The 19841-nt window shown below is 66.8% G+C and carries 20 protein-coding genes and 1 riboswitch; of the genes, 16 read left to right on the top strand and 4 right to left on the bottom strand.

Translation table 11 applies throughout. The features are described 5' to 3' along the window. The first annotated feature begins 184 nt into the window (after positions 1-184). Genes hpaH through GORHZ_RS15930 form a run of 3 tightly spaced genes read left to right on the top strand, consistent with a single transcriptional unit; the run spans position 185 to position 3216 of the window. Positions 185-970 carry a 2-oxo-hept-4-ene-1,7-dioate hydratase gene (gene hpaH / locus GORHZ_RS15940; protein WP_006334604.1) on the top strand — a complete coding sequence of 262 codons (786 nt, stop codon included), beginning with the start codon at positions 185-187 and terminating at the stop codon, positions 968-970. Further along, on the top strand, positions 955-1758 hold the full coding sequence (locus GORHZ_RS15935) for an HpcH/HpaI aldolase family protein (protein WP_006334602.1): 804 nt from the start codon (positions 955-957) through the stop codon (positions 1756-1758). Before hpaH ends, GORHZ_RS15935 begins: the two co-directional genes overlap by 16 nt. A 51-nt stretch (positions 1759-1809) precedes the next feature. Then, the gene (locus GORHZ_RS15930) at positions 1810-3216 is read left to right on the top strand and encodes an aldehyde dehydrogenase family protein (protein ID WP_006334600.1); all 1407 of its coding nucleotides are present in this window, start codon (positions 1810-1812) and stop codon (positions 3214-3216) included. A gap of 152 nt (positions 3217-3368) precedes the next feature. Here the strand turns inward: GORHZ_RS15930 and GORHZ_RS31695 are convergent, their stop codons facing one another. Next, complete coding sequence (locus tag GORHZ_RS31695) at positions 3369-3599, bottom strand: hypothetical protein (RefSeq protein ID WP_006334599.1); 231 nt, start codon at positions 3597-3599, stop codon at positions 3369-3371. Continuing rightward, on the bottom strand, positions 3563-4339 hold the full coding sequence (locus tag GORHZ_RS31690) for a hypothetical protein (RefSeq protein ID WP_245551440.1): 777 nt from the start codon (positions 4337-4339) through the stop codon (positions 3563-3565). The genes GORHZ_RS31695 and GORHZ_RS31690 overlap by 37 nt, the downstream gene beginning before the upstream one ends. Positions 4340-4555: 216 nt before the next feature. Here GORHZ_RS31690 and GORHZ_RS15920 point away from each other — a divergent pair, with 216 nt between their 5' ends. The 11 genes from GORHZ_RS15920 (at position 4556) to GORHZ_RS15870 (ending at position 15608) form a co-directional block, all read left to right on the top strand. Next, positions 4556-4804: a DUF2630 family protein gene (locus GORHZ_RS15920; protein WP_006334597.1), complete on the top strand. Its 249-nt coding sequence runs from the start codon at positions 4556-4558 to the stop codon at positions 4802-4804. Between the two features lie 154 nt (positions 4805-4958). Next, the gene (locus GORHZ_RS15915) at positions 4959-6839 is read left to right on the top strand and encodes a propionyl-CoA synthetase (protein ID WP_006334596.1); all 1881 of its coding nucleotides are present in this window, start codon (positions 4959-4961) and stop codon (positions 6837-6839) included. A gap of 363 nt (positions 6840-7202) precedes the next feature. Beyond that, entirely contained in the window at positions 7203-8492 is a 1290-nt protein-coding gene (locus tag GORHZ_RS15910; protein ID WP_006334595.1) for an ABC transporter substrate-binding protein, read from the top strand. Positions 8493-8496: 4 nt separating this feature from the next. Further along, on the top strand, positions 8497-9519 hold the full coding sequence (locus GORHZ_RS15905) for a carbohydrate ABC transporter permease (protein ID WP_006334594.1): 1023 nt from the start codon (positions 8497-8499) through the stop codon (positions 9517-9519). Next, entirely contained in the window at positions 9516-10346 is an 831-nt protein-coding gene (locus GORHZ_RS15900; RefSeq protein WP_006334593.1) for a carbohydrate ABC transporter permease, read from the top strand. Before GORHZ_RS15905 ends, GORHZ_RS15900 begins: the two co-directional genes overlap by 4 nt. Next, the gene (locus GORHZ_RS15895) at positions 10343-11794 is read left to right on the top strand and encodes a GH1 family beta-glucosidase (RefSeq protein ID WP_006334592.1); all 1452 of its coding nucleotides are present in this window, start codon (positions 10343-10345) and stop codon (positions 11792-11794) included. The genes GORHZ_RS15900 and GORHZ_RS15895 overlap by 4 nt, the downstream gene beginning before the upstream one ends. Next, a complete protein-coding gene (locus tag GORHZ_RS15890) occupies positions 11791-12819 on the top strand; it encodes a LacI family DNA-binding transcriptional regulator (protein ID WP_006334591.1) in 1029 nt (342 codons plus the stop codon). The genes GORHZ_RS15895 and GORHZ_RS15890 overlap by 4 nt, the downstream gene beginning before the upstream one ends. A gap of 32 nt (positions 12820-12851) precedes the next feature. Beyond that, positions 12852-13916, top strand: a complete 1065-nt coding sequence (locus GORHZ_RS15885; RefSeq protein ID WP_006334590.1) for an ABC transporter ATP-binding protein — start codon at positions 12852-12854, stop codon at positions 13914-13916. 128 nt (positions 13917-14044) lie between these two features. Beyond that, positions 14045-14133, top strand: a riboswitch (Fluoride riboswitch). Positions 14134-14162: 29 nt separating this feature from the next. Beyond that, on the top strand, positions 14163-14666 hold the full coding sequence (gene crcB / locus GORHZ_RS15880) for a fluoride efflux transporter CrcB (RefSeq protein ID WP_006334589.1): 504 nt from the start codon (positions 14163-14165) through the stop codon (positions 14664-14666). Continuing rightward, positions 14663-15031, top strand: a complete 369-nt coding sequence (locus tag GORHZ_RS15875) for a fluoride efflux transporter FluC (protein WP_006334588.1) — start codon at positions 14663-14665, stop codon at positions 15029-15031. The genes crcB and GORHZ_RS15875 overlap by 4 nt, the downstream gene beginning before the upstream one ends. A 97-nt stretch (positions 15032-15128) precedes the next feature. After that, complete coding sequence (locus tag GORHZ_RS15870; protein WP_040532260.1) at positions 15129-15608, top strand: universal stress protein; 480 nt, start codon at positions 15129-15131, stop codon at positions 15606-15608. A gap of 9 nt (positions 15609-15617) precedes the next feature. Here GORHZ_RS15870 and GORHZ_RS15865 read toward each other — a convergent pair whose 3' ends face one another. Then, positions 15618-16841: an acyl-CoA dehydrogenase family protein gene (locus GORHZ_RS15865; protein ID WP_006334586.1), complete on the bottom strand. Its 1224-nt coding sequence runs from the start codon at positions 16839-16841 to the stop codon at positions 15618-15620. A gap of 29 nt (positions 16842-16870) precedes the next feature. After that, positions 16871-18241 (bottom strand): acyl-CoA dehydrogenase family protein, encoded by a 1371-nt coding sequence (locus GORHZ_RS15860; protein WP_006334585.1) that lies wholly within the window; start codon positions 18239-18241, stop codon positions 16871-16873. Between the two features lie 164 nt (positions 18242-18405). Between GORHZ_RS15860 and GORHZ_RS15855 the strand changes: the two genes are divergently transcribed. Both GORHZ_RS15855 and GORHZ_RS15850 read left to right on the top strand, forming a co-directional pair. Then, positions 18406-18858 (top strand): DUF2752 domain-containing protein, encoded by a 453-nt coding sequence (locus GORHZ_RS15855; RefSeq protein WP_040532265.1) that lies wholly within the window; start codon positions 18406-18408, stop codon positions 18856-18858. A 31-nt stretch (positions 18859-18889) separates the two neighbouring features. Then, positions 18890-19549 carry an MBL fold metallo-hydrolase gene (locus GORHZ_RS15850; protein ID WP_006334583.1) on the top strand — a complete coding sequence of 220 codons (660 nt, stop codon included), beginning with the start codon at positions 18890-18892 and terminating at the stop codon, positions 19547-19549. Positions 19550-19841 lie beyond the last annotated feature (292 nt).

Here is a 19841-nt window from a genome sequence, read left to right as displayed (position 1 = left end):
AGTGGAGTCCACCGGTGGTCGAGCAAGGTGTCGAAAAGCGCTGGGACGCAATCCTCCCGCTTGTCGAGTGGCAGCGTGCGAGCGGAGCGAGCCCGGTGCGTATCGAGGCCACTGGCCCGCGTATCCGCCGGGTCGAGCTTGTCGAGATCGAAACCACCCCACCCGCACCAAAAGGAGAGCGAAGTTGCTTCCCGCCCAAACCATCACCGACATCGCCGACGAGCTGGCGGCAGCCGAACGTGATCGCACGACGGTGCCGTTGTTGACGGCGAGATATCCGGACATGACCGTCGAGGATTCCTACGCGGTGCAGAACGAGTGGCGTCGTCGCGGAATCGAATCCGGCCGTCGACCCGTCGGCCGCAAGATCGGGCTCACCAGCAAGGTGATGCAGGCCGCGACCGGCATCACCGAACCCGACTACGGGGCGATCTTCGACGACATGGTGTTCGAGAACGGATCGGTCATCGACCACGGTCGGTTCTCGAACGTCCGAATCGAGGTTGAGTTGGCATTCGTCCTCGCCGATCCGCTCAAGGGCCCGCATGTGTCGGTGTTCGATGTGCTGCGGGCCACCGACTACGTGGTGCCGGCCCTCGAGATCCTCAGCTCACGCATCGAGATGGCCGGCCGCACCATCGTCGACACCATCAGCGACAACGCCGCCATGGGCGGGATGGTCTACGGCGGAAACCCGAAGCAGGTCGATGAGATCGACCTGCGCTGGGTGTCTGCCCTGCTCTACCGCAACGAGACCATCGAGGAGTCCGGCGTGGCGGCCGCGGTGCTCAACCATCCCGCCACCGGTGTTGCATGGCTGGCCAACAAGCTTGCGCAGCATGGGGATCGGCTCGAGGCGGGAGAGATCGTGCTCGCCGGATCCTTCACGCGACCGATGTGGGTGGAGAAGGGCGACACGGTGCTCGCCGACTACGGTCCGATGGGCACGGTGTCATGTCGATTCGTCTGAAACCCACCCTGCGTGAAGCGCTTTCGTTGAGTGACCGGCCGCTTTTCGGCGGTTGGATCTGTCTCGGATCGCCGGTCTCGGCCGAGATCATGGCCGGCTCCGGGCTGGACTGGGTGCTCATCGACATGGAGCATGCCCCGAATGGGTTGGAATCGGTGCAGGCGCAACTGTATGCGGTGTCCGGCTACGACATCGTGCCGGTGGTGCGGGTTCCCATCGGCGACGCGACGGTCATCAAACAGGTACTCGATCTCGGAGCGCAGACCATCCTGGTTCCGATGATCTCGACCGCCGCCGAAGCCCGCGAGGTCGCTGCGGCCGCGCAATATCCTCCGATCGGGCGTCGCGGCGTGGGTAGCGCGCTCGCGCGATCGGCGCGGTGGAACCGCGTCGACGGCTACCTGCAGAGCGCCTCGGAACATGTCTCCGTGCTCGTTCAGATCGAGACGGTCGAGGGCGTGGAGAACGCGCACGCCATCGCGGAGACCCCGGGCATCGACGGGGTGTTCGTCGGGCCCAGCGACCTCGCGGCGTCGATGGGACTGCTCGGGCAGCAGACCCACCCGGACGTCGTCGCGCAGGTCGACAAGGCGTTCGCCGGAGTCCGGTCGGCCGGAAAGCCGGTGGGCGTCAATGCGTTCGTCCCCGAGCAGGCCGACGACTACGTTGCACGCGGGGCGACCTTCCTCCTCGTCGGTGCCGACGTCGCGCTACTCGCGCGTGGCTCGGAGGCGCTCACCGCACGATTTGTCACCGACCGGCCTGACGCCGGCCGTAGCAGTTACTGACACGCAGAACATCCGGCAACGTGGCCGGACCGATATGTAAGGAACCGCATCATGAGTGTCACCTACGACTCCCTCCTCGCCGACATCACCGACCCCGATGGTCGGGAGATCACCGATCCGGCCACCGATGAGGTGGTCGGCAAGGTCCGCTTCCAGTCCGTCGACGAGCTCGACGACGCCGTCGCCCGTGCCCGGGCGGCGCAGCCGGCATGGGCGGCGCGGACCGATTCCGAACGCGTCGAGCTGCTGATGAAGGCCGCTGACGCGATCGACGCCGCCGCCGAGCCGCTGGCCGAGCTGCTGTCACGCGAACAAGGCAAGCCGCTCAACGGCCCCAATGCCCGCTTCGAACTGGGTGGCTGCTCGGCCTGGCTGCGCGCCACCGCCGCCACCGAGCTGCCGGGACAGACCGTCGTCGACGACGACGAGACCCATGCCGAACTGCACTACCGCCCCGTCGGCGTCGTGGGTGCGATCGGGCCGTGGAACTGGCCGATGATGATCACCATCTGGCAGATCGCCCCGGCTCTGCGCATGGGAAACACCGCAGTGGTCAAGCCTTCGGAGTTCACCCCGCTCAGCGTCCTGGCGCTCATCACCGTCATGAACAGCGTGCTGCCCGCCGACCTGCTGATCCCGGTCGTCGGCGACCGTGAAGTCGGTGCCCGGCTCTCGAGCCACCCCGACATCGACAAGGTGATGTTCACCGGCTCCACCAAGACCGGACAGGCCATCATCAGGAGTTCCGCGGACACCGTGAAGCGGCTCACCCTCGAGCTCGGCGGCAACGACGCCGGCATCGTGCTGCCCGACGTCGACCCGAAAGCCATTGCGCAGGATCTGTTCTGGGGTGCATTCATCAACACCGGGCAAACCTGTGCCGCGATGAAGCGACTCTACGTGCACACCGACGTCTACGACCAGGTGTGCGACGCCCTGCTCGAGGTCGCCGGCAACATGCCGATGGGTCGCGGGCTGTCCGAGGAGAACGTCCTCGGACCGCTGCAGAACCGCAAGCAGTTCGACATCGTTGCGCGGTTGGTGGAGGCGGCCAAGGAGTCGGGCGCCAAGATCCTCACCGGCGGTGACCCCGATACGAGTGCTGCAGGCAACTTCTACCCGACCACCCTGGTTGCCGACATCGACAACGACAATCCGCTCGTCGCCGAAGAGCAGTTCGGTCCGGCGCTTCCGATCATCCGGTACACCGACGTCGACGACGTCGTGAAGTGGGCGAACGGTCTCGATGTGGGCCTGGGAGCGTCGGTGTGGAGCAGTGACCGGGACAGGGCTCGCGAGGTCGCCGCGCGGCTGGAGGCGGGCACCGTGTGGATCAACTCGCACGGCGGTGTGCACCCGATGATCCCATTCGGCGGTGTCAAGAAGTCCGGCTACGGAATGGAGTTCGGCGTCGAAGGCCTCAAGGGGGTCTCGGTGCCGCAGGTGATCAACGGCTGAGCAGCCATCGGCGGAGCGCGCTCGCCGGAGGTGGCCCGTGGCCGATCCGGCTCCGCCACACCCGCGGTCACACGCCGGTTCCTCCCCCGGGAGTCCGAAGACCCCCTGTCTGCAGGTGGCGGACGACCCGACGTCCGGGGGAGGAACCGGCCTCAGACGGCGATGAGGCCGCCGATGCGCAGGGCGGCGAGGACCTTCGCGTGGAGTCCCGATGGGTTCGTCGAGTCCTTCCATGTCCAACGGACCATGTGCGGCCCGGTCACCCTGATCGCGTCCTCGCGCAGCTTCTCGTCGTAGACGACATCTTCGGGCAGCTTGTCCACGAACGGGCTCGAGCGGTGGTAGTTCATCTTTCCGTCGAACTCGCCGACGACGCGCAGCACACCGTCCTCGTCGCGCCACCCGTAGTCGCAGCGGACGGTTTTTTGCGGCCGTCGAGCACGACGGCGATCTCCACCTGCAGTTCCGGTGTGGGAATCAGCTCGTTTTCGGCCAGGACCAGCCGACTCAGCGACTCACCGACACTCTCCGATAGTCCGTTCGCCAGCGGTAGGGCCGCCCGCAACATCGCCACGCCGCGATGTCGCTTCAGCAGTTGTGCATGTGCGGCGAGTTCGTCGGGCGTCGCGCCGAGGTGCAGTCCGGAGTCGAGTGCACATACTGCCCGCCGGAGATCGCCCGTCCGAGCGACATCGTAGACGGTGCGGGCCGGCGAGGTCACCCGAATGTCGTCGATGACGACGATGTCGTCCGGCTCGAGAGCCGACTGGTGGATCACCGCGCGTCCGGTGCTCTTGCCCGTCGTCGCGGAGGTGAAGTGCACCTTCGACAGATCGGGCCACAGCAGCGGGACACGCTGCATAGCGGCCGTGGAGACGTGGCTGGCGGTGCGTTCGGGTCCGCCATGGCGTGCGGCTCCGATGACCGTGGCCCGGTACCGGTCGAGTCGGGCCGTGCGGCCCTGCGACGACCCGTCGGGCGCGCCGGTCCCGGTGGGCAGGTAGACGCCGCGCCAGACCCGTTCGGTTACTTTGTTTTTCACATCGCGCCGCAGCTCATCGTCGGTGATCCCGGCTGCGCGGGCGTCGGCTCGGTGTACGAGGCGTGTCACGAGATCGTCCATGTCGACGATCGTGCCCCGAATCCCGCGTACGCCACGGACTCCATCCACGGCCCACCACAACCATCCACAGCCACGCGCGGCGCCCCGCCCGGTGCCCTCTGCTGGTTCGTACCCCAGAAGCCGGGTCGTCCTCCACCTGCAGCAGACGGTGGGTCTTCGGAGTTCCGGGGGACGAACCGTAGGGAGGGAGACCGTAGGGCGGGATACGGTGGAGGTATGGTCACCGACAAGTCGATCCACCAGCACATCACCGATCTGATCGCCGAGGAGCACGACCTGCGCGACAAGCTGAGCCGCGGCGAGATCTCCCGGCAGGAGGAGAACAGCCGGCTGAGCCGGATCGAGGTCTCCCTTGACCAGTGTTGGGATCTGCTGCGTCAACGGCAGGCACGACGAAATGCCGGCTTCGATCCCGACTACACCAGTGTGCGCCCGGCCGACGTGGTGGAGAACTACGAGGACTGAGCCGGGCCCGAATCGACCGTTCGGCGCATCCGACCGACCGGTAACCGCTTCTCTGACGAAGCAACGCCGTGGCAACGGTCACATCGTTACCCTCGAAGCGGAACAGGGCACGGCCCGACGGTGAGGCGCGCCCGGCGAGCGGAGAGGGAAGGCAATGGGGCGATACAGCGACGCATTCGAACAGGCACGGGATGACCGGGAGGGCTTCTGGCTGTCCGCCGCGGAGGCTGTCGACTGGGTGACCCCGCCGACCTGCGCCCTCGACGACACGCTCGCGCCGATGTACCGCTGGTTCCCCGACGCCAGCCTCAACACCTCGGCCAACGCCCTCGACCGCCACGTCGCGGCCGGCAACGGTGACCGCGACGCCCTGATCTGGGACTCGGCGATGGTAGGGACGACCCGGACCTACACCTACGCGCAGTTGCTCGACGAGGTCTCCCGCTTCGCCGGTGTGCTCGCAGCCCGCGGCATCACCAAGGGCGACCGGGTGGTCGTCTACATGCCGATGATCCCCGAGGCCGCTATTGCCATGCTGGCGTGCGCCCGCATCGGGGCCGTGCACTCGGTGGTCTTCGGGGGATTCGCCGCGCCCGAGCTCGCCACCCGCATCGACGACGCGGAACCGGTCGCCATCGTCACCGCCTCCGGTGGCCTCGAGCCGGGGCGCACCGTCGAGTACCTGCCCATGGTCGCCAAGGCGATCGAGCTGTCCGAGACCCCGCCGTCCACCGTCATCGTCAAGGACCGTTCCGAGATCACCGGCGCGGCAGCCGATCACGAAGGCTGGCTGGACTGGGATGCCGCGATGGCCGGCGCCGAGCCGGCGGACCCGACGACGGTCGCGGCCACCGACCCGCTCTACATCCTCTACACGTCGGGCACCACCGGGAAGCCCAAGGGCGTCGTCCGTGACAACGGCGGACACGCGGTGGCCCTGACCTGGTCGATGTCCAACATCTACGGCATCGAACCCGGCGACGTGTGGTGGACCGCGTCGGACGTCGGCTGGGTCGTCGGCCACTCCTACATCGTCTACGGGCCGTTGCTGGTCGGCGCGACGACGGTGATGTACGAGGGCAAGCCGGTCGGGACCCCGGATGCCGGGGCGTTCTGGCGGGTCATCGCCGACCACAAGGCCAACGCCCTGTTCACAGCCCCGACCGCGATCCGCGCGATCCGCAAGGCGGACCCGGATGCGGCCGAACTCGCCAAGTACGACATCTCCTCGCTCCGGACGCTGTTCGCCGCCGGTGAGCGACTCGACCCCGACACCTTCCAATGGGCGGGCAGCATCCTCGGGGTGCCCGTGGTCGACCACTGGTGGCAGACCGAGACCGGCTGGGCGATCGCGGCGAATCTGCGTGGGCTGGAGCCGATGCCGCTCAAGGCCGGTTCCCCGACCGTGCCGGTGCCCGGCTACCAGGTGGGTGTGCTCGATGCGGAGGGCAAGCAAGTCGCGGCCGGCGAGGAGGGCAACATCGTCATCAAGCTGCCCCTGCCGCCGGGCACCCTCGCCGGGCTGTGGCGCGACGAGGAGCGCTACCGCAAGTCCTACCTGTCGGCCTTCGACGGTTACTACCTCACCGGCGACTCCGGTTACGTCGACTCCGACGGCTACGTCTTCGTCCTCGGCCGGTCCGACGACGTGATCAACGTTGCCGGACACCGCCTTTCGACGGGCAGTATCGAGGCCGTGGTCGCGTCGCATCCGGCGGTGGCGGAATGCGCCGTGATCGGTATCCACGACGACCTCAAGGGTCAGCGTCCCAGCGGCTACGTGGTCCTCAAGGCCGGCGTCGAGATCGAACCTGACACCTTGAGATCCGAGTTGGTGAAGATGGTGCGCGACGAGATCGGTGCGGTCGCGACCTTCCGCGATGTCACCGTGGTGCCGGCCCTGCCGAAGACCCGCTCCGGCAAGATCCTGCGAAAGACGATGCGGCAGATCGCTGACCACGAGGAGTACACCGTGCCGTCGACGATCGAGGATCCTGATGTGCTGAGCGCGCTGGCGAAGCAACTCGGCGGCTGATTGTCCCCGGCGGTCGAGTAGGCACCGAGCGCAGCGAGGCGCCGTATCGAGACCACGGTGATCTGTGGATCTCGATACGGCGCCTCACTTCGTTCGGTGCCTACTCGATCAGCGGTGGGTTCGGTGCCTACTCGATCAGCGGTTGGGCGGCGGGGTGCCTCCTCGATCAGTGGTTGGCTGCCGGATTCGTGCGCACGTGATGGAAGCGCTCCCAAATTGCTGGTCACGTGAGGAACCAGGGGGTTGACACCCCGTTGTGATCTGCACCATAGTGTTAGTTGCGGCGAGAGTGGAAGCGCTCTCACACCCACGGCAACGGAGCCACCGGGACCGCCCCCAATCATCCCGAGGAAAGGCAAACACGTGCAGAGAAAAACCAACCCCTTGCGCAGGGCGGTGGCACTGGGCGCCGCCGCCGGCTTTGTCGCCGCACTCGTGGCCGGGTGCGGCGGTGGTGGAGACGCCGCGCAGACCGAGCTCGGGAAGAACGACACGTTGACCATCACCACGTTCGGCGACTTCGGATACTCCGACGCGATCGCCGAGTGGAACGCGGACCCGGCGAGTCCCTTCAAGGTCAAAGAGACCAAGATCGCGCAGTGGGACACCTGGAAGCAGACACTGACCTCGAACATGCAGGCCGGAACCGGGCTCACCGATGTCGTCGCGATCGAGGGTGACGCGATGCCGCAGTTCCTCACCGCCGGTGCCTCGGAGCAGTTCGCCGATCTCACCGACCATTCGCTCGACAACCGATGGGTGGATTACAAGTACGTCGCGGGGCAGACTCCCGACGGGAAGCAGATCGGCTATCCGACCGACGCGGGTCCCGAAGCGATCTGCTACCGCGCCGACCTGTTCCGACAAGCGGGACTTCCCACCGATCGGGCAGCGGTCGCGAAGATGTTCGAATCATGGGACAGCTATTTCGCCGCCGGTCAGCAATTCGTCAAGAAGGTGCCCGCGACCAAGTGGTATGACTCCAGTGGCTCCATCGCGCAGGCCATGCTCAATCAGGTCAAGTTCCCGTTCCAGACGAGCGAGAACATGGTCGATGTCGAGAACGCCGATCTCAAGCATGTGTTCGACACGGTGTCGGAGTACTCACCCGCGCTGTCGACGCGTGCGGTGCAGTGGAGCGATGACTGGACCGCGAACTTCACGAACAACGGTTTCGCGACGATGCCGTGTCCCGGTTGGATGTTCGCCTATATCAAGGAATCCGCGCCGTCGGTGCAGGGCTGGGACATCGCCAACGTCTTCCCCGGGGGCGGCGGCAACTGGGGCGGATCATTCCTCGCCGTGCCCGTGCAGTCTCAACACCAAAAGGAGGCAAAGGAATTCGCCAACTGGATCACCGACACGCAGCAGCAGATCAGTGCCTTCGACAGTGCCGGTGCCTACCCCGCGAATCTCGCTGCCGAACAGGAACTGAGCAAGATCAACACGCCCGACCCCTACTTCGCCAACGCCCCGACCGCGCAGATCCTCGCCGACCGCGCGCAGGCCGTGCCCGCCGGTGTGCCATACAAGGGAGACAAGTACTCCGACATTCTCGGGCTCTTCCAGACCGCGATCCAACGCGTCGACGAGGGGCAGTCCCCGGAGGCGTCCTGGCAGACATTCACCCAGGCCGTTCAGAAGATGGACTGACGACATGACTCTGATCCCCAGCGAAACCCGGCATCCTGCCGGGGACGCGAAGAGGCCGGAGACCTCGGTCCCGGCCTCCTCGGGACGAGGCGCCACCCCGCCGAAACGCTCTCTGCGGCAGCGTATGTCCTTCCTCGACCGCACGGTGTCACCGTATCTCTACGTCCTGCCGTTCTTCCTCGTCTTTGCCGTGATCGGGCTGTATCCCATGCTGTACACGGGGTACCTCTCGTTCTTCTCCTGGCCGCGCTTCGGCGCGACCCACGGCGACGCGGTGGGTTTCGAGAACTATCGATATGTATTGAGCGACCCGGTATTTCACAAAGCATTCGTGAACACCATCGGCATCTTCCTGCTCTCCTCGATACCGCAGATCATCATCGCCACCATCGTCGCCGCGCTGCTCGACACCGGTCTGCGAGGCCGCTCCTGGTGGCGGATGAGCGTACTCATCCCGTTCGTGGTCGCGCCCGCGGCCGCCGCGCTCATCTTCGGGTCCCTCTTCGCGGACAAGTCCGGGTTGATCAACGACGTGCTGCAAGGCGTCGGGTTGTCTCCCGTTGACTGGCATGCCGATCGGCTCGCGAGCTGGACGGCTATCGCCACGATGATCAACTGGCGATGGACCGGTTACAACGCGCTCATTCTGCTCGCCGCGATGCAGGCGATTCCGCGTGACCTGTACGAGGCCTCGGCGATCGACGGGGCGAACAGTGTCCGGCGATTCCTGCACGTCACCCTGCCGTCGATCCGCACGACGATGGTCTTCGTCATCGTGACCTCGACGATCGGCGGGCTACAGATCTTCACCGAACCAAGGCTTTTCGACACCAATCTGCAGCATCAAGGTGGTGCGAACTACGAGTACCAGACGCTCGCGATGTATGTGTTCAACACCGCGAACAGCGCAACCGACCCGTACCCCCGTGCGGCGTCGGCGGCGTGGTTGCTGTTCCTCATCATCGTCGCCTTCGCCCTGGTGAACTTCTTCGTCACCCGAGCCGTCCAGAAGAGGTCCTCGTCATGAATCGTCGTCCCGGATTCCTCGTATACGGACTGTTGGTCGCGTTCCTGCTCGGCTCGGTGTTCCCGTTGTACTGGTCGTTCGTCATCGGCTCGGTGACCTCGCAACGCGCCAATCAGACACCCCTGCCGCTGTTTCCGGGGGGACACTTCCTCGACAACGCACGCCGGGTCTTCGACCGCATCGACTTCTGGTCGGCGCTGGGCAATTCGATCATCGTGTCGGGCGTGGCGGCCGTCTCGGTCGTGCTGTTCTCGACGCTCGCGGGATACTCGTTCGCCAAGTTGAGCTTCCGTGGCAGCAACGCCCTGATGGTGTTCGTGGTGCTGACGATGGCGATCCCGCCGCAGCTCGCACTGATCCCACTCCTCAAGGAGTTCAGCAACCTGGGGCTGACCGGAACACGATTCGCGGTGGCGCTCCCGTGGCTGGTGACCGCGTTCGGCGTGTTCTTCATGCGGCAATACCTGGTCAATGCCATCCCGGACGAACTCATCGACGCCGCCCGCGTCGACGGGTGCTCCATGCTCCGCACCTTCTGGACGGTGGCCGTCCCCGCAGCCCGGCCGGCGATGGCGATCCTCGGCCTGTTCACCTTCATGCAGGCGTGGACGGACTTCATGTGGCCGTTGCTCGTACTCCAGGGCTCCAACGTCCAGACCCTGCAGACCGCGCTGGATCAACTCAAGATCGCCCCCGGCCAAGGGATCAGCGACATGGCGCTTCTGCAGGCCGGCACCATCCTCGCGACGGTGCCGCTTCTCCTCCTGTTCATCGCAACCGGACGCCACCTGGTGACCGGCATCATGCAAGGAGCCGTAAAAGGATGACTTCTGCACTTCACTTCCCCGACGGATTCCTCTGGGGCGCGGCAACCGCGTCGTACCAGATCGAGGGCTCCCACGACATCGACGGTCGCTCACCATCGATCTGGGACACCTTCACGCGGGTGCCCGGCGCAATCGTCAACGGCGACAACGGAGACGTCGCGTGCGACCACTACCGCAAGATGCCTGCCGACGTCGCGTTGATGAAGGAACTCAACCACAACGCATACCGATTCTCGGTCGCTTGGCCGCGCGTGCGTCCCGACGCCGGTGTCGAGAACCAGAAGGGCATCGACTTCTATGCCCGTCTCGCGGACGAACTGCTCGATGCAGGGATCGCTCCGTGGATCACGTTGTACCACTGGGATCTACCGCAGGTCCTCGAGGACACCGGGGGATGGACCAACCGGGACACCGCATACCGATTTGTCGACTACGCGCTGAGCGTGTACGACTCGCTCGCCGACCGTGTGGACCACTGGACGACACTCAACGAGCCGTGGTGCTCGGCGTTCCTCGGTTACACGAGCGGTCAGCATGCTCCCGGCCGGCAGGAGGGTGTCGCGGGATTGGTCGCGGCCCATCACCTTCTGCTCGGTCACGGCCTCGCCGTCGACGAGTTGCGCCGGCGCGGCGCGACTCCGGAGGCGGGCAAGCAGGTGGGTATCACCTTGAACCTGACCGTCGCGGAGCCGTTCGATCCGACCGACCCCGATGATGTCGATGCGGCCCGACGACTCGACGGGTTCTTCAACAGGGTCTTTCTCGATCCGCTCTTCAATGGCAGATATCCCGAGGATGTCGTGGCCGACACCGCAGGTCTGACCTTCGCGGGCAAACAGTGGCAGGACTGGGTGCGCGACGGCGACCTCGACATCATCGCGCAGCCGATCGATGCGCTGGGCGTGAACTTCTACCACGGAGACGGTGCCTCGACCGGCGTTCGCACCGACCTCCTGGGCGACGACGTCCTGCTTCCGCCACGACCCCTCGCGCCCGCGCAGCCGGATGGACGCAAGATCACCTTCCCGCGCCGTGGATACCCCGTCACGGACATGGGTTGGGAGATCACGCCTTCCGCTCTGACCGACCTGCTCGTGCGGTTGCGGGACGATTACACAGTGCCCACGATCTACATCACCGAGAACGGCGCCGCCTACCACGACGTGGTCTCGACCGACGGCGCCGTGCACGACGATGCGCGCACCGACTACCTGGATCTGCACCTCCGGGCGATGCACGATGCGATCGGACAGGGCGTCGATGTCGGCGGTTACTTCGTGTGGTCGCTGATGGACAACTTCGAGTGGGGCTACGGCTATACGCAGAGATTCGGCATCGTCCACGTCGACTACGCCACCCAGACCCGCACTCCCAAGGACAGCGCGCTCTGGTACGCCGGCGTCGCAGCGGCGAACGGTCTACCCGCGATCGGGGGTGATGACTCATGACCGGCTCGGATTCCGGCGACACCTCACCGACGCTCGACGCGGTCGCCCGGTTGGCCGGCGTCAGCCGCGCGACGGCTTCGCGCGCAGTCAACGGCGGCAGCCGGGTCAGTCCGCGCGCACAGAAGGCCGTCGACGAGGCCGTCCACCGGCTCGGCTACACGCCCAATCAGGCTGCGCGATCGCTGGTCACGCGCAGGACACAATCGATCGCGTTGGTGGTACCCGAACCCGACGAGCGTGTCTTCTCCGACCCGTTCTTCGCGCGCACGGTGCACATCGTCACCCGCGAGCTGTCCGACCACGACTATCAGGTCGTGCTACTCCTCGCCGGAAGTGGTGACGACCAAGAAGCGCGGATGCTGCGTTTTCTGCGCAACCGGCAGGTCGACGGTGCCATCGTGGTGTCGCACCATCGGGGGGACAGTCTGCCCGATCACCTCGCCACCCTGGGCCTGCCGAGCGCGTTCATCGGTCGACCCTGGTGTAACACCGACCGGCTGTCCTGGGTCGACACCGACAACATCTCGGGTGGCCTCAAAGCCGCACAAGTCCTCCTCGATCGCGGCTGTCAAAGGATCGCCACCATCGCCGGGCCAGAGGACATGACCGTCGGCGTCGACCGCCTGTTGGGTTGGAAACAGGCGATGCAGTCCGAGGGCCGACCCACCGACGCGGTGGCCTACGGCGACTTCACCGAGGAAGGTGGTGCCCTTGCCTGCCGGCAGTTGCTGGACAAACACCCCGATCTGGACGGAATCGTGATCGCCTCCGACCTGATGGCGGTCGGCGCCCTGCGCGTGCTGGCCGCGGCGGACCGTCATGTTCCCGATGACGTCGCGATCACCGGCGCCGACGACCTCGGCGTCGCCGAACGCACCGACCCGCCCCTCACCACCTTGCGTAGTCCGCTGTCGGACATGGCAGCCGAAGCCGTTGCCCTGCTGCTCGGTCAGCTCGACGCCGGATCGACAGCGCCCCGCCGAGTTGTCTTCGCCCCCGACCTCGTTCGCCGTGCGTCCGCCTGAAACCGCCGGCATCAAACCCTTTGGAGAAACCAATGGCCACTGTGACCTTCGAACAAGTCCGCCGCAGCTACCCCGGTTCTGATCGACCCGCGGTCGCCGGCCTCGACCTGGAGATCGCCGACGGCGAACTCCTGGTCCTCGTCGGGCCTTCCGGCTGCGGCAAGTCGACCACCCTGCGGATGCTCGCGGGTCTGGAGCGCAACGACGAGGGGCGCATCCTCATCGGCGATCACGACGTCACCAAGACACCGCCCAAGGACCGTGACATCGCTATGGTCTTCCAGAACTACGCTCTGTATCCGCACATGACGGTCGCCGACAACATGGCCTTCGCCCTCAAGTTGGCCGGGGTGAGCAAGGCGGAGAGGCGCGACCGGGTGGCCCGCGCAGCCGAGATGCTCGATCTCACCGCGTATCTCGACCGGAAACCGAAGGCGCTCTCGGGTGGTCAACGGCAGCGTGTCGCCATGGGACGGGCGATCGTGCGGTCCCCTCAGGTCTTCTGCATGGACGAGCCGCTGTCCAACCTCGACGCGAAGATGCGAGTACGCACGCGCACCGACATCGCCGCATTGCAGGCCGAGTTGGGTGTGACCACGGTCTACGTCACCCATGACCAGGTGGAGGCCATGACGCTCGGCGCACGCGTCGCAGTGATGCGCGACGGTGTGCTCCAACAGGTCGACAGCCCGCTCGCGCTCTACGACCGGCCCGCCAACGAGTTCGTGGCGGGCTTCATCGGTTCCCCGCAGATGACCTTCCTCCCGGGGGTCGCCGCCGAGGGCGGAGTCAGGATCGGTGGACACATCATGGCGGTGCGAACGACGGCCCGCGGCCCGGTCACGGTCGGAGTCCGACCCGAGGACTGGCAGATCACCGACGAACCCGACGGACTCGCCGTGACGGTGACGCTGGTCGAGAAGCTCGGATCCGACAGCTACGTTCACGGTGTGGCCGAGGTGGACGGCGCCCCTCGGTCCGTCGTCGTGCGCGGACCGGCGCGGGGGACCACCGCCAAGGGCGATCACCTGCGCCTGGAGCCCGATCCCGCACGGGTGCACCTGTTCGACGTTGCGACCGGCGTGCGGATCGACTGACTCCTCGGACGGCGAGCGGGGGAGTGCCCGTGGAGTGATCCGGCGGTGGCGGACTCCGGAGGTGACCGGATGCACAGCGGGCTCATGGGGCCCCGAGCACCTCGATCACGATATGCTGGCCCTCCAGAAAGGCCCGCGGTGATGGATCTCGCCGGGGTGAGCGTCACCGACGTGGTCGCCCGAACCGCCGACATCGGCTGATAGTTCCTGTTCCTGGCTCTTACGACCGCAGGATGGGATTGAGGCATGGCCGCTGACCGATTCTCTGAACGGTTGTCTCCGGATGACGAACATGCCGAGCTGCCACTCGATCCGGACACCCCGCCTCTCCCGCTGCATCTGCGGCCGATGGCGCTGGTATGGGTCTTCGTCGGTGGCATGGTCGGTACCGGGCTGCGATACGGGCTGGAGGAGCTCTGGCCGACCCCCGACGGCACCTGGCCGTGGGCGACCTTCGCAGTCAACCTGACCGGCGCGTTCCTCCTCGGCGCGCTCCTGGAATCCCTCGCGCTCTCTGGTACCGACGACGGCTGGCGCCAGCGGATACGCCTGCTGGCCGGCACCGGCATGTGCGGGGCCTTCACCACCTACAGCACCTTCGCACTCGAGGTGTCACTCCTCGGTCGCGCCGACGCGATCGGGCTCGGGATCGCGTACGCACTGGTGACCGTCGTCGGCGGCCTGATCGCCGCATGGTTGGGGATCGCCGTGGCCGGCCGGGCGTTGCGGCGGGTGGGTGAGGTCGCGTGACGGTCCTGACGATGATGCTGGCCGGCGCGCTCGGTGCGGTGGCACGTTTCGTCGTCGACGGTGCGGTCAAGAGTCGGTGGTCGACAACCTTCCCGTGGGCGACGTTCGTCATCAACGTGACGGGATCGTTCCTGCTCGGCGTGCTCACCGGCGCAGTCCTGTTCCATACGTCGCCGAGTGCTCTGACGACGATCGCGGGTACCGGATTCTGCGGGGGCTACACGACGTTCTCCACCGCGAGTTTCGAGACCGTGCGACTGGCCGAGGGACGACAAACCGTCGTCGCCCTGACCTACGCGGTCGCATCCGTGCTCTGCGGTGTCGCCGGTGCGGCGGCGGGGCTGGTCGTGGCGTGGGCGGCCTGACGACGGGCAGAGTGGTAGTGGGACGAAAGGTGCTGGGATGAGCGACGGGCCGAGGAGACAACCACCGATCTCGCAACCCGGGGGACCGCTGCGCCGGATGGTCCCCGGCCCACCGCAGCGTGCCGAACCCACGACCTGCCTCGTCGTCGGCTGGGATCGGCGACCGGCCAGCACGGTCGCGTTGCGCTACGCCGTGGACCTCGCGCACCGGTTGACCGCGCACATCCACGTGGTGCACATCGTCGACCTCGACGACATGCCGATCGACCCCGACGCGCCCGACTGGGGCGAGCAGATGCTCGCCACGGTCACCGGCGAGGCCGCCGAGGCCCGCGCCCTGCTCGACGGTCTGGCGGCGTCGTGGACCTATCACGGCGGACGCGGCGACCCGGCGCACCTGCTCTCGCTGGTCGCCGACACCTATTCCGCGATCGCGGTGGTGATCGGCAGCCCGCGCGGGGGGCTGATGAGTTTCATCGACACCGTCATGGGTCAGTCGGTGTCGCACCGGCTCATCGGCGAACGCCACACGCCGCTGCTGCTGGTGCCGGCGGACACCGCGGTCATCGCCCGCTGAGCCTAAGGTTCACTTCAGCTCGGCACTGCTCTTGTCGAGCACACGGCGTGCGATGATGAGGTTCTGGATCTGCTGGGTGCCCTCGAAGATGTCGAGGATCTTCGAATCGCGCGCCCACTTCTCGACCAGCAATCGCTCCGAGTAGCCCAGTGTCCCGGTCAGTTCCACCACCTTATTGGTGATGTCGGTGACCGTGCGGCCGGCCTTCGCCTTCGACATCGACGCCTCGGTGGAGTTCGGCTGCGAGTTGTCGGCCATCCACGCGGCCCGCATCGTGTGCAGATAGGCGGCCTCGAAATCGGCCTCCATGCGGATGAATTCTGCGGCGGCGGCATGCTGGTCGGCGGCTGGGCGGTCGTAGTCGATCTCGATGCCGGCGTCGTCGAGGATGCGCCGTAGTTCCTCGAGCGCGGCGCGCGCCACGCCCACGGCCATCCCGGCGACCATCGGCCGGGTGTTGTCGAAGGTCTGCATGACACCGCCGAAGCCCTTCTTGGTGTCCACCTCCGGAGAGCCGAGCAGGTTGTCGGCGGGGATGCGGCAGTTGTCGAAGCGGATCACCGCGGTGTCGGACACCCGGATACCCAGCTTGTGCTCGAGTCGCACCACCTCGACGCCCGGATGTTCTCGCGGCACCACGAAGCTCTTGATCGCCGCGCGGCCGAGGCTCTTGTCGACGGTCGCCCACACCACGATGTGGGTGGCCCGCGACCCGGCGGTGACGAAGATCTTCTCGCCGTTGATGACGTACTCGTCGCCGTCGCGGGTCGCCGTCGTCGACACCGCCGCCGAGTCCGATCCGAAGCCGGGCTCGGTGATGGCCATAGCCGCCCACACCTTGCCGAACCGCTGCAACTGCTTGTCGGTGGCGACCGCGGCAATCGCGGCATTGCCCAGGCCCTGGTAGGGGATCGTCAGCATGAGGCCGACGTCGCCCCAGGAGGTCTCCATGGTGTTGATAACCGACTGCATGTTGCCGCCGTTGACCACCGCACCCTCGGGGCGTGGCCGGCTCGACTTCTTCTGGCTGCGGCCACCGTCGGCGCCGGCGCCGGCCTGCCCGGCCTCGGACAGCCCGTCGTACAGGCTCGCCAGGGTGTCGAGTTCGACCGGGTAGTCGTGCTCACGCAGGTCGTACTTGCGCGAGATCGGCCGGAAGATCTCCGCAGCCGCCTGATGGGCCTGATCGATGGTGGCGTTCAGTTTCTTCGGCAGTTCGAGATTGATGGTCATGTCAGTTCTTCCTCAGCAGTCCCGGTCCCCTAGAGGACGACGATGCCTTCGCCGATGCCGGCGCCGCGCAGGTCGCGATACCACCGCTCCACCGGATGTTCCTTGGTGAATCCGTGGCCACCGAGCAGTTGCACACCGTCGAGGCCGATCTGCAGGCCCTTGTCGATGGTCAGCTTGCGGGCCAGCGCCGCCTCGCGGGCGAACGACAGACCCTGCTCCGCCCGCGCCGCACCCCGCAGGGTCACCAGGCGGATCGAGTCGAGTTCGGTGGCGATGCCCGCGACCATGAACGCGACCGCCTGCCGGTTCGAGATCGGCTCGCCGAACGCCTCGCGTTCGTTGACGTAGGGGACCACATAGTCGAGCACCGCCCGGCCGGTTCCGGCGGCCAGCGCCGACCAGCCCAGCCGAGACAGGCGCACGACGTCGCGGTAGGCCGCCAACGCCGCGTCGTCCTCGGCGCCGCCGAGCAGCGCGGAGGCGGGCACCGCGACATCGTGCAGCAGCAGACGGCCCATACCGGCCGCGCGCACTCCCATGCCGGGATCGGCCTCGACGATGAGGCCCTTGGTGTCGGACTCGACGATGAACAGTGCGGGGTGTCCGTCGAGCTGGGCGCCGACGATGAACAGCTCGGCCGAACCCGCGGCGGGCACGAAGGATTTCACACCGTTGAGGCGGTAGCCGCTGGGCACCCGGGTAGCCCTGGTGGCCAGATCGAATGCGTCGAACAGCGGCTTCGGCTCGGCGATCACCACCGCCGACTGCGGGACGTCCTCGCCGGCGAAATCGGGCAGGTAGGTGCGCTGCTGTTCGTCGGTGCCGTAGTTGGTCAGCGTGGTGGCGACGCCGCTGGGCGCCAGCAGCGGCAGCGCGAGACCCATGTCGCCGTAGGCCATCGCCTCGGCGACCAGCGCGTTGGTGACGACGCCGCGCTCGGACGCGGCGCCGTCGAACTCCTCGGGCACGTTGATCATCGTGATGCCGAGTTCGGCGGACCGCTCCCGGATCTCCTTCGGTGCCGCGGCGTTGTGGTCGGCCTCGTGGGCCGCCGGGCGCAGGATCTCGACGGCGAACTCCTTCACCGTGTCGGTGATCATCTGCTGCTCGTCGTCGGGGGCGAGGTTGAAGTAGTCCTTGGGTGCGGTGGTCAGACGCTTCGCCTGACCCGAGCCGCCCTGGGCTTTGCGGAACGCGCGGTTGGCCGCGCCGAGGGTCTGGAAGCCGGTCTTGGTGCCCTGGTAGGCGATCCGGTTGAGCGGCTCGCGAAGCTTGTACTTCTCGGCGAACTCGGAGCCGGTCACCGTGGTCAGCACGCGCATGGCGGTGCCGATGAAGTTGCGGGGATGCGAGGTCTTACCGACGGCGGAGGTGTCGCGCGGTTCGGTGTGTGTAGTCATGATCACCAGCTGTTTCTCGGGCGGATGCCTCGGACGGATGGCTCGGTCACGGTTCGATCGGCGACCGATCTTACTCGTTGGTAAGTCCAAACCTTACTACTCGGTAAGAACCTTGTCACGTGCATATGCACAACCGTCGCCAGATCGCGATCTACCCTGGTCGGGTGACCGTTGCAGAGCAGACCGACCGCCGGGACATGGGTGCCCGCGGCACCGCAGCGGCGGTCGTGGTCGCCGGCTTGGCTGCGGTCGGCGTCGCCACCGCCGTGAGTCCCGCGGCGCTGAGCGACGGTCCGGTGCTGTGCCCGTTCCGACATGTCACCGGGCTGCCCTGCCCGGGCTGCGGCCTGACCCGCAGCTGGGTCGCGCTCGGACACGGCGACATCGCGTCGTCGTTCGGGTTCAACGCGTTCGGGCCGGTGTTCGCGGCGATCGCCGTCGTGGCCACGGGTCTGGCGATCTGGACTCTGATCGCCGGCCGACCGGCCCTGGATCGGTTGCGGACCGCCCTGACCGGCAGGTTCGCATTGGGTGTGATCGCTGTATGGCTGGGCTACGGCACGGTGCGTGCAGTGTTCGCCGCGTGCGGGTGGGGATTCTTCCCGTCGGTTACGTGACGCGGGCGCGCCGCGGTAGCAGAGTGGATGCATGCAGATCACTCACTTCGGTCACTCGTGCGTCCTGGTGGAGATCGACGGCGCCCGGATCCTCTTCGATCCCGGCAACTTCTCCCACGGCTTCGAGGGTCTGACCGGGCTCGACGCCATCCTGATCACGCATCAGCATCCCGACCACTGTGACGTCGCCCGGCTGCCCGACCTCGTCGCGGCGAACCCCGATGCGATCCGGTACGCGGACCCGCAGACCACTGCCCAACTCAACGGCGACGACGTCGCCGGACCGTGGACCGCCGCGCAGCCGGGTTCGCGAGTGCAGATCGGGGAGATCACCGCGCGGTTCACCGGGGGACGGCACGCGGTGATCCATCCGGAGATCCCGGTGATCGACAATGTCGCCTACGTCCTGGACTCATCGTCGGGGACCGGCCGCTTCATGCATCCCGGCGACTCCTTCTACATCCCGTTCGAGAAGGTCGACGTCCTCGCGCTGCCGTCGGCGGCGCCGTGGATGAAGCTCAGCGAATCGGTCGACTATCTGCGCGCGATGGCGCCCCGTGTCGCCGTGCCGATCCACCAGGCGATCCTGTCCGACGCGGGTACTGGCATCCACTACGGGCGGCTGACCGAGATGAAGGCCGCGGCGACCGAGTTCGTGGTGCTCGACAAGGAATCGGCCGTCGAACTCTGACGACACCGATCGGCCCTGACCCGGACGACGCCGACCCGCCCTGCTGGAACCGGCCCCGTGGCACGCGTCCGAGGGGATATCCCCTCGGACGGCCGTCACGGGGTCACTTTCAGCAGTCGGGTGGGGCCAGTGACATCCAACGACGAGGGAGCGGCGGTGGGGTCGGACTCCGACTGGATCGGCCCCGCCGACCGGGTGCGGACTGAAACCGGCCCCGTGGCACGCGTCCGAGGGGATAACCCCTCGGCGAACCCTCAGGGGGCCGATTTCAGTCGGAGTGCGGCGAGCGTGG

It is taken from the genome of Gordonia rhizosphera NBRC 16068 (assembly GCF_000298195.1).
GTDB lineage: Bacteria > Actinomycetota > Actinomycetes > Mycobacteriales > Mycobacteriaceae > Gordonia > Gordonia rhizosphera.
This window is presented reverse-complemented; position numbering and strand designations above follow the sequence as displayed.

Coding starts and splice junctions, on each gene's coding strand:
- GORHZ_RS15915 (WP_006334596.1), top strand. CDS start 4,959: ATGGGGCGATACAGCGACGCATTCGAACAGGCACGGGATGACCGGGAG.
- GORHZ_RS15850 (WP_006334583.1), top strand. CDS start 18,890: ATGCAGATCACTCACTTCGGTCACTCGTGCGTCCTGGTGGAGATCGAC.
- GORHZ_RS15895 (WP_006334592.1), top strand. CDS start 10,343: ATGACTTCTGCACTTCACTTCCCCGACGGATTCCTCTGGGGCGCGGCA.
- GORHZ_RS15905 (WP_006334594.1), top strand. CDS start 8,497: ATGACTCTGATCCCCAGCGAAACCCGGCATCCTGCCGGGGACGCGAAG.
- GORHZ_RS15885 (WP_006334590.1), top strand. CDS start 12,852: ATGGCCACTGTGACCTTCGAACAAGTCCGCCGCAGCTACCCCGGTTCT.
- GORHZ_RS15890 (WP_006334591.1), top strand. CDS start 11,791: ATGACCGGCTCGGATTCCGGCGACACCTCACCGACGCTCGACGCGGTC.
- crcB (WP_006334589.1), top strand. CDS start 14,163: ATGGCCGCTGACCGATTCTCTGAACGGTTGTCTCCGGATGACGAACAT.
- GORHZ_RS15920 (WP_006334597.1), top strand. CDS start 4,556: ATGGTCACCGACAAGTCGATCCACCAGCACATCACCGATCTGATCGCC.
- GORHZ_RS15935 (WP_006334602.1), top strand. CDS start 955: ATGTCGATTCGTCTGAAACCCACCCTGCGTGAAGCGCTTTCGTTGAGT.
- GORHZ_RS31690 (WP_245551440.1), bottom strand. CDS start 4,339: ATGGACGATCTCGTGACACGCCTCGTACACCGAGCCGACGCCCGCGCA.
- GORHZ_RS15865 (WP_006334586.1), bottom strand. CDS start 16,841: ATGACCATCAATCTCGAACTGCCGAAGAAACTGAACGCCACCATCGAT.
- GORHZ_RS15860 (WP_006334585.1), bottom strand. CDS start 18,241: ATGACTACACACACCGAACCGCGCGACACCTCCGCCGTCGGTAAGACC.
- GORHZ_RS15900 (WP_006334593.1), top strand. CDS start 9,516: ATGAATCGTCGTCCCGGATTCCTCGTATACGGACTGTTGGTCGCGTTC.
- GORHZ_RS15930 (WP_006334600.1), top strand. CDS start 1,810: ATGAGTGTCACCTACGACTCCCTCCTCGCCGACATCACCGACCCCGAT.
- GORHZ_RS15870 (WP_040532260.1), top strand. CDS start 15,129: ATGGTCCCCGGCCCACCGCAGCGTGCCGAACCCACGACCTGCCTCGTC.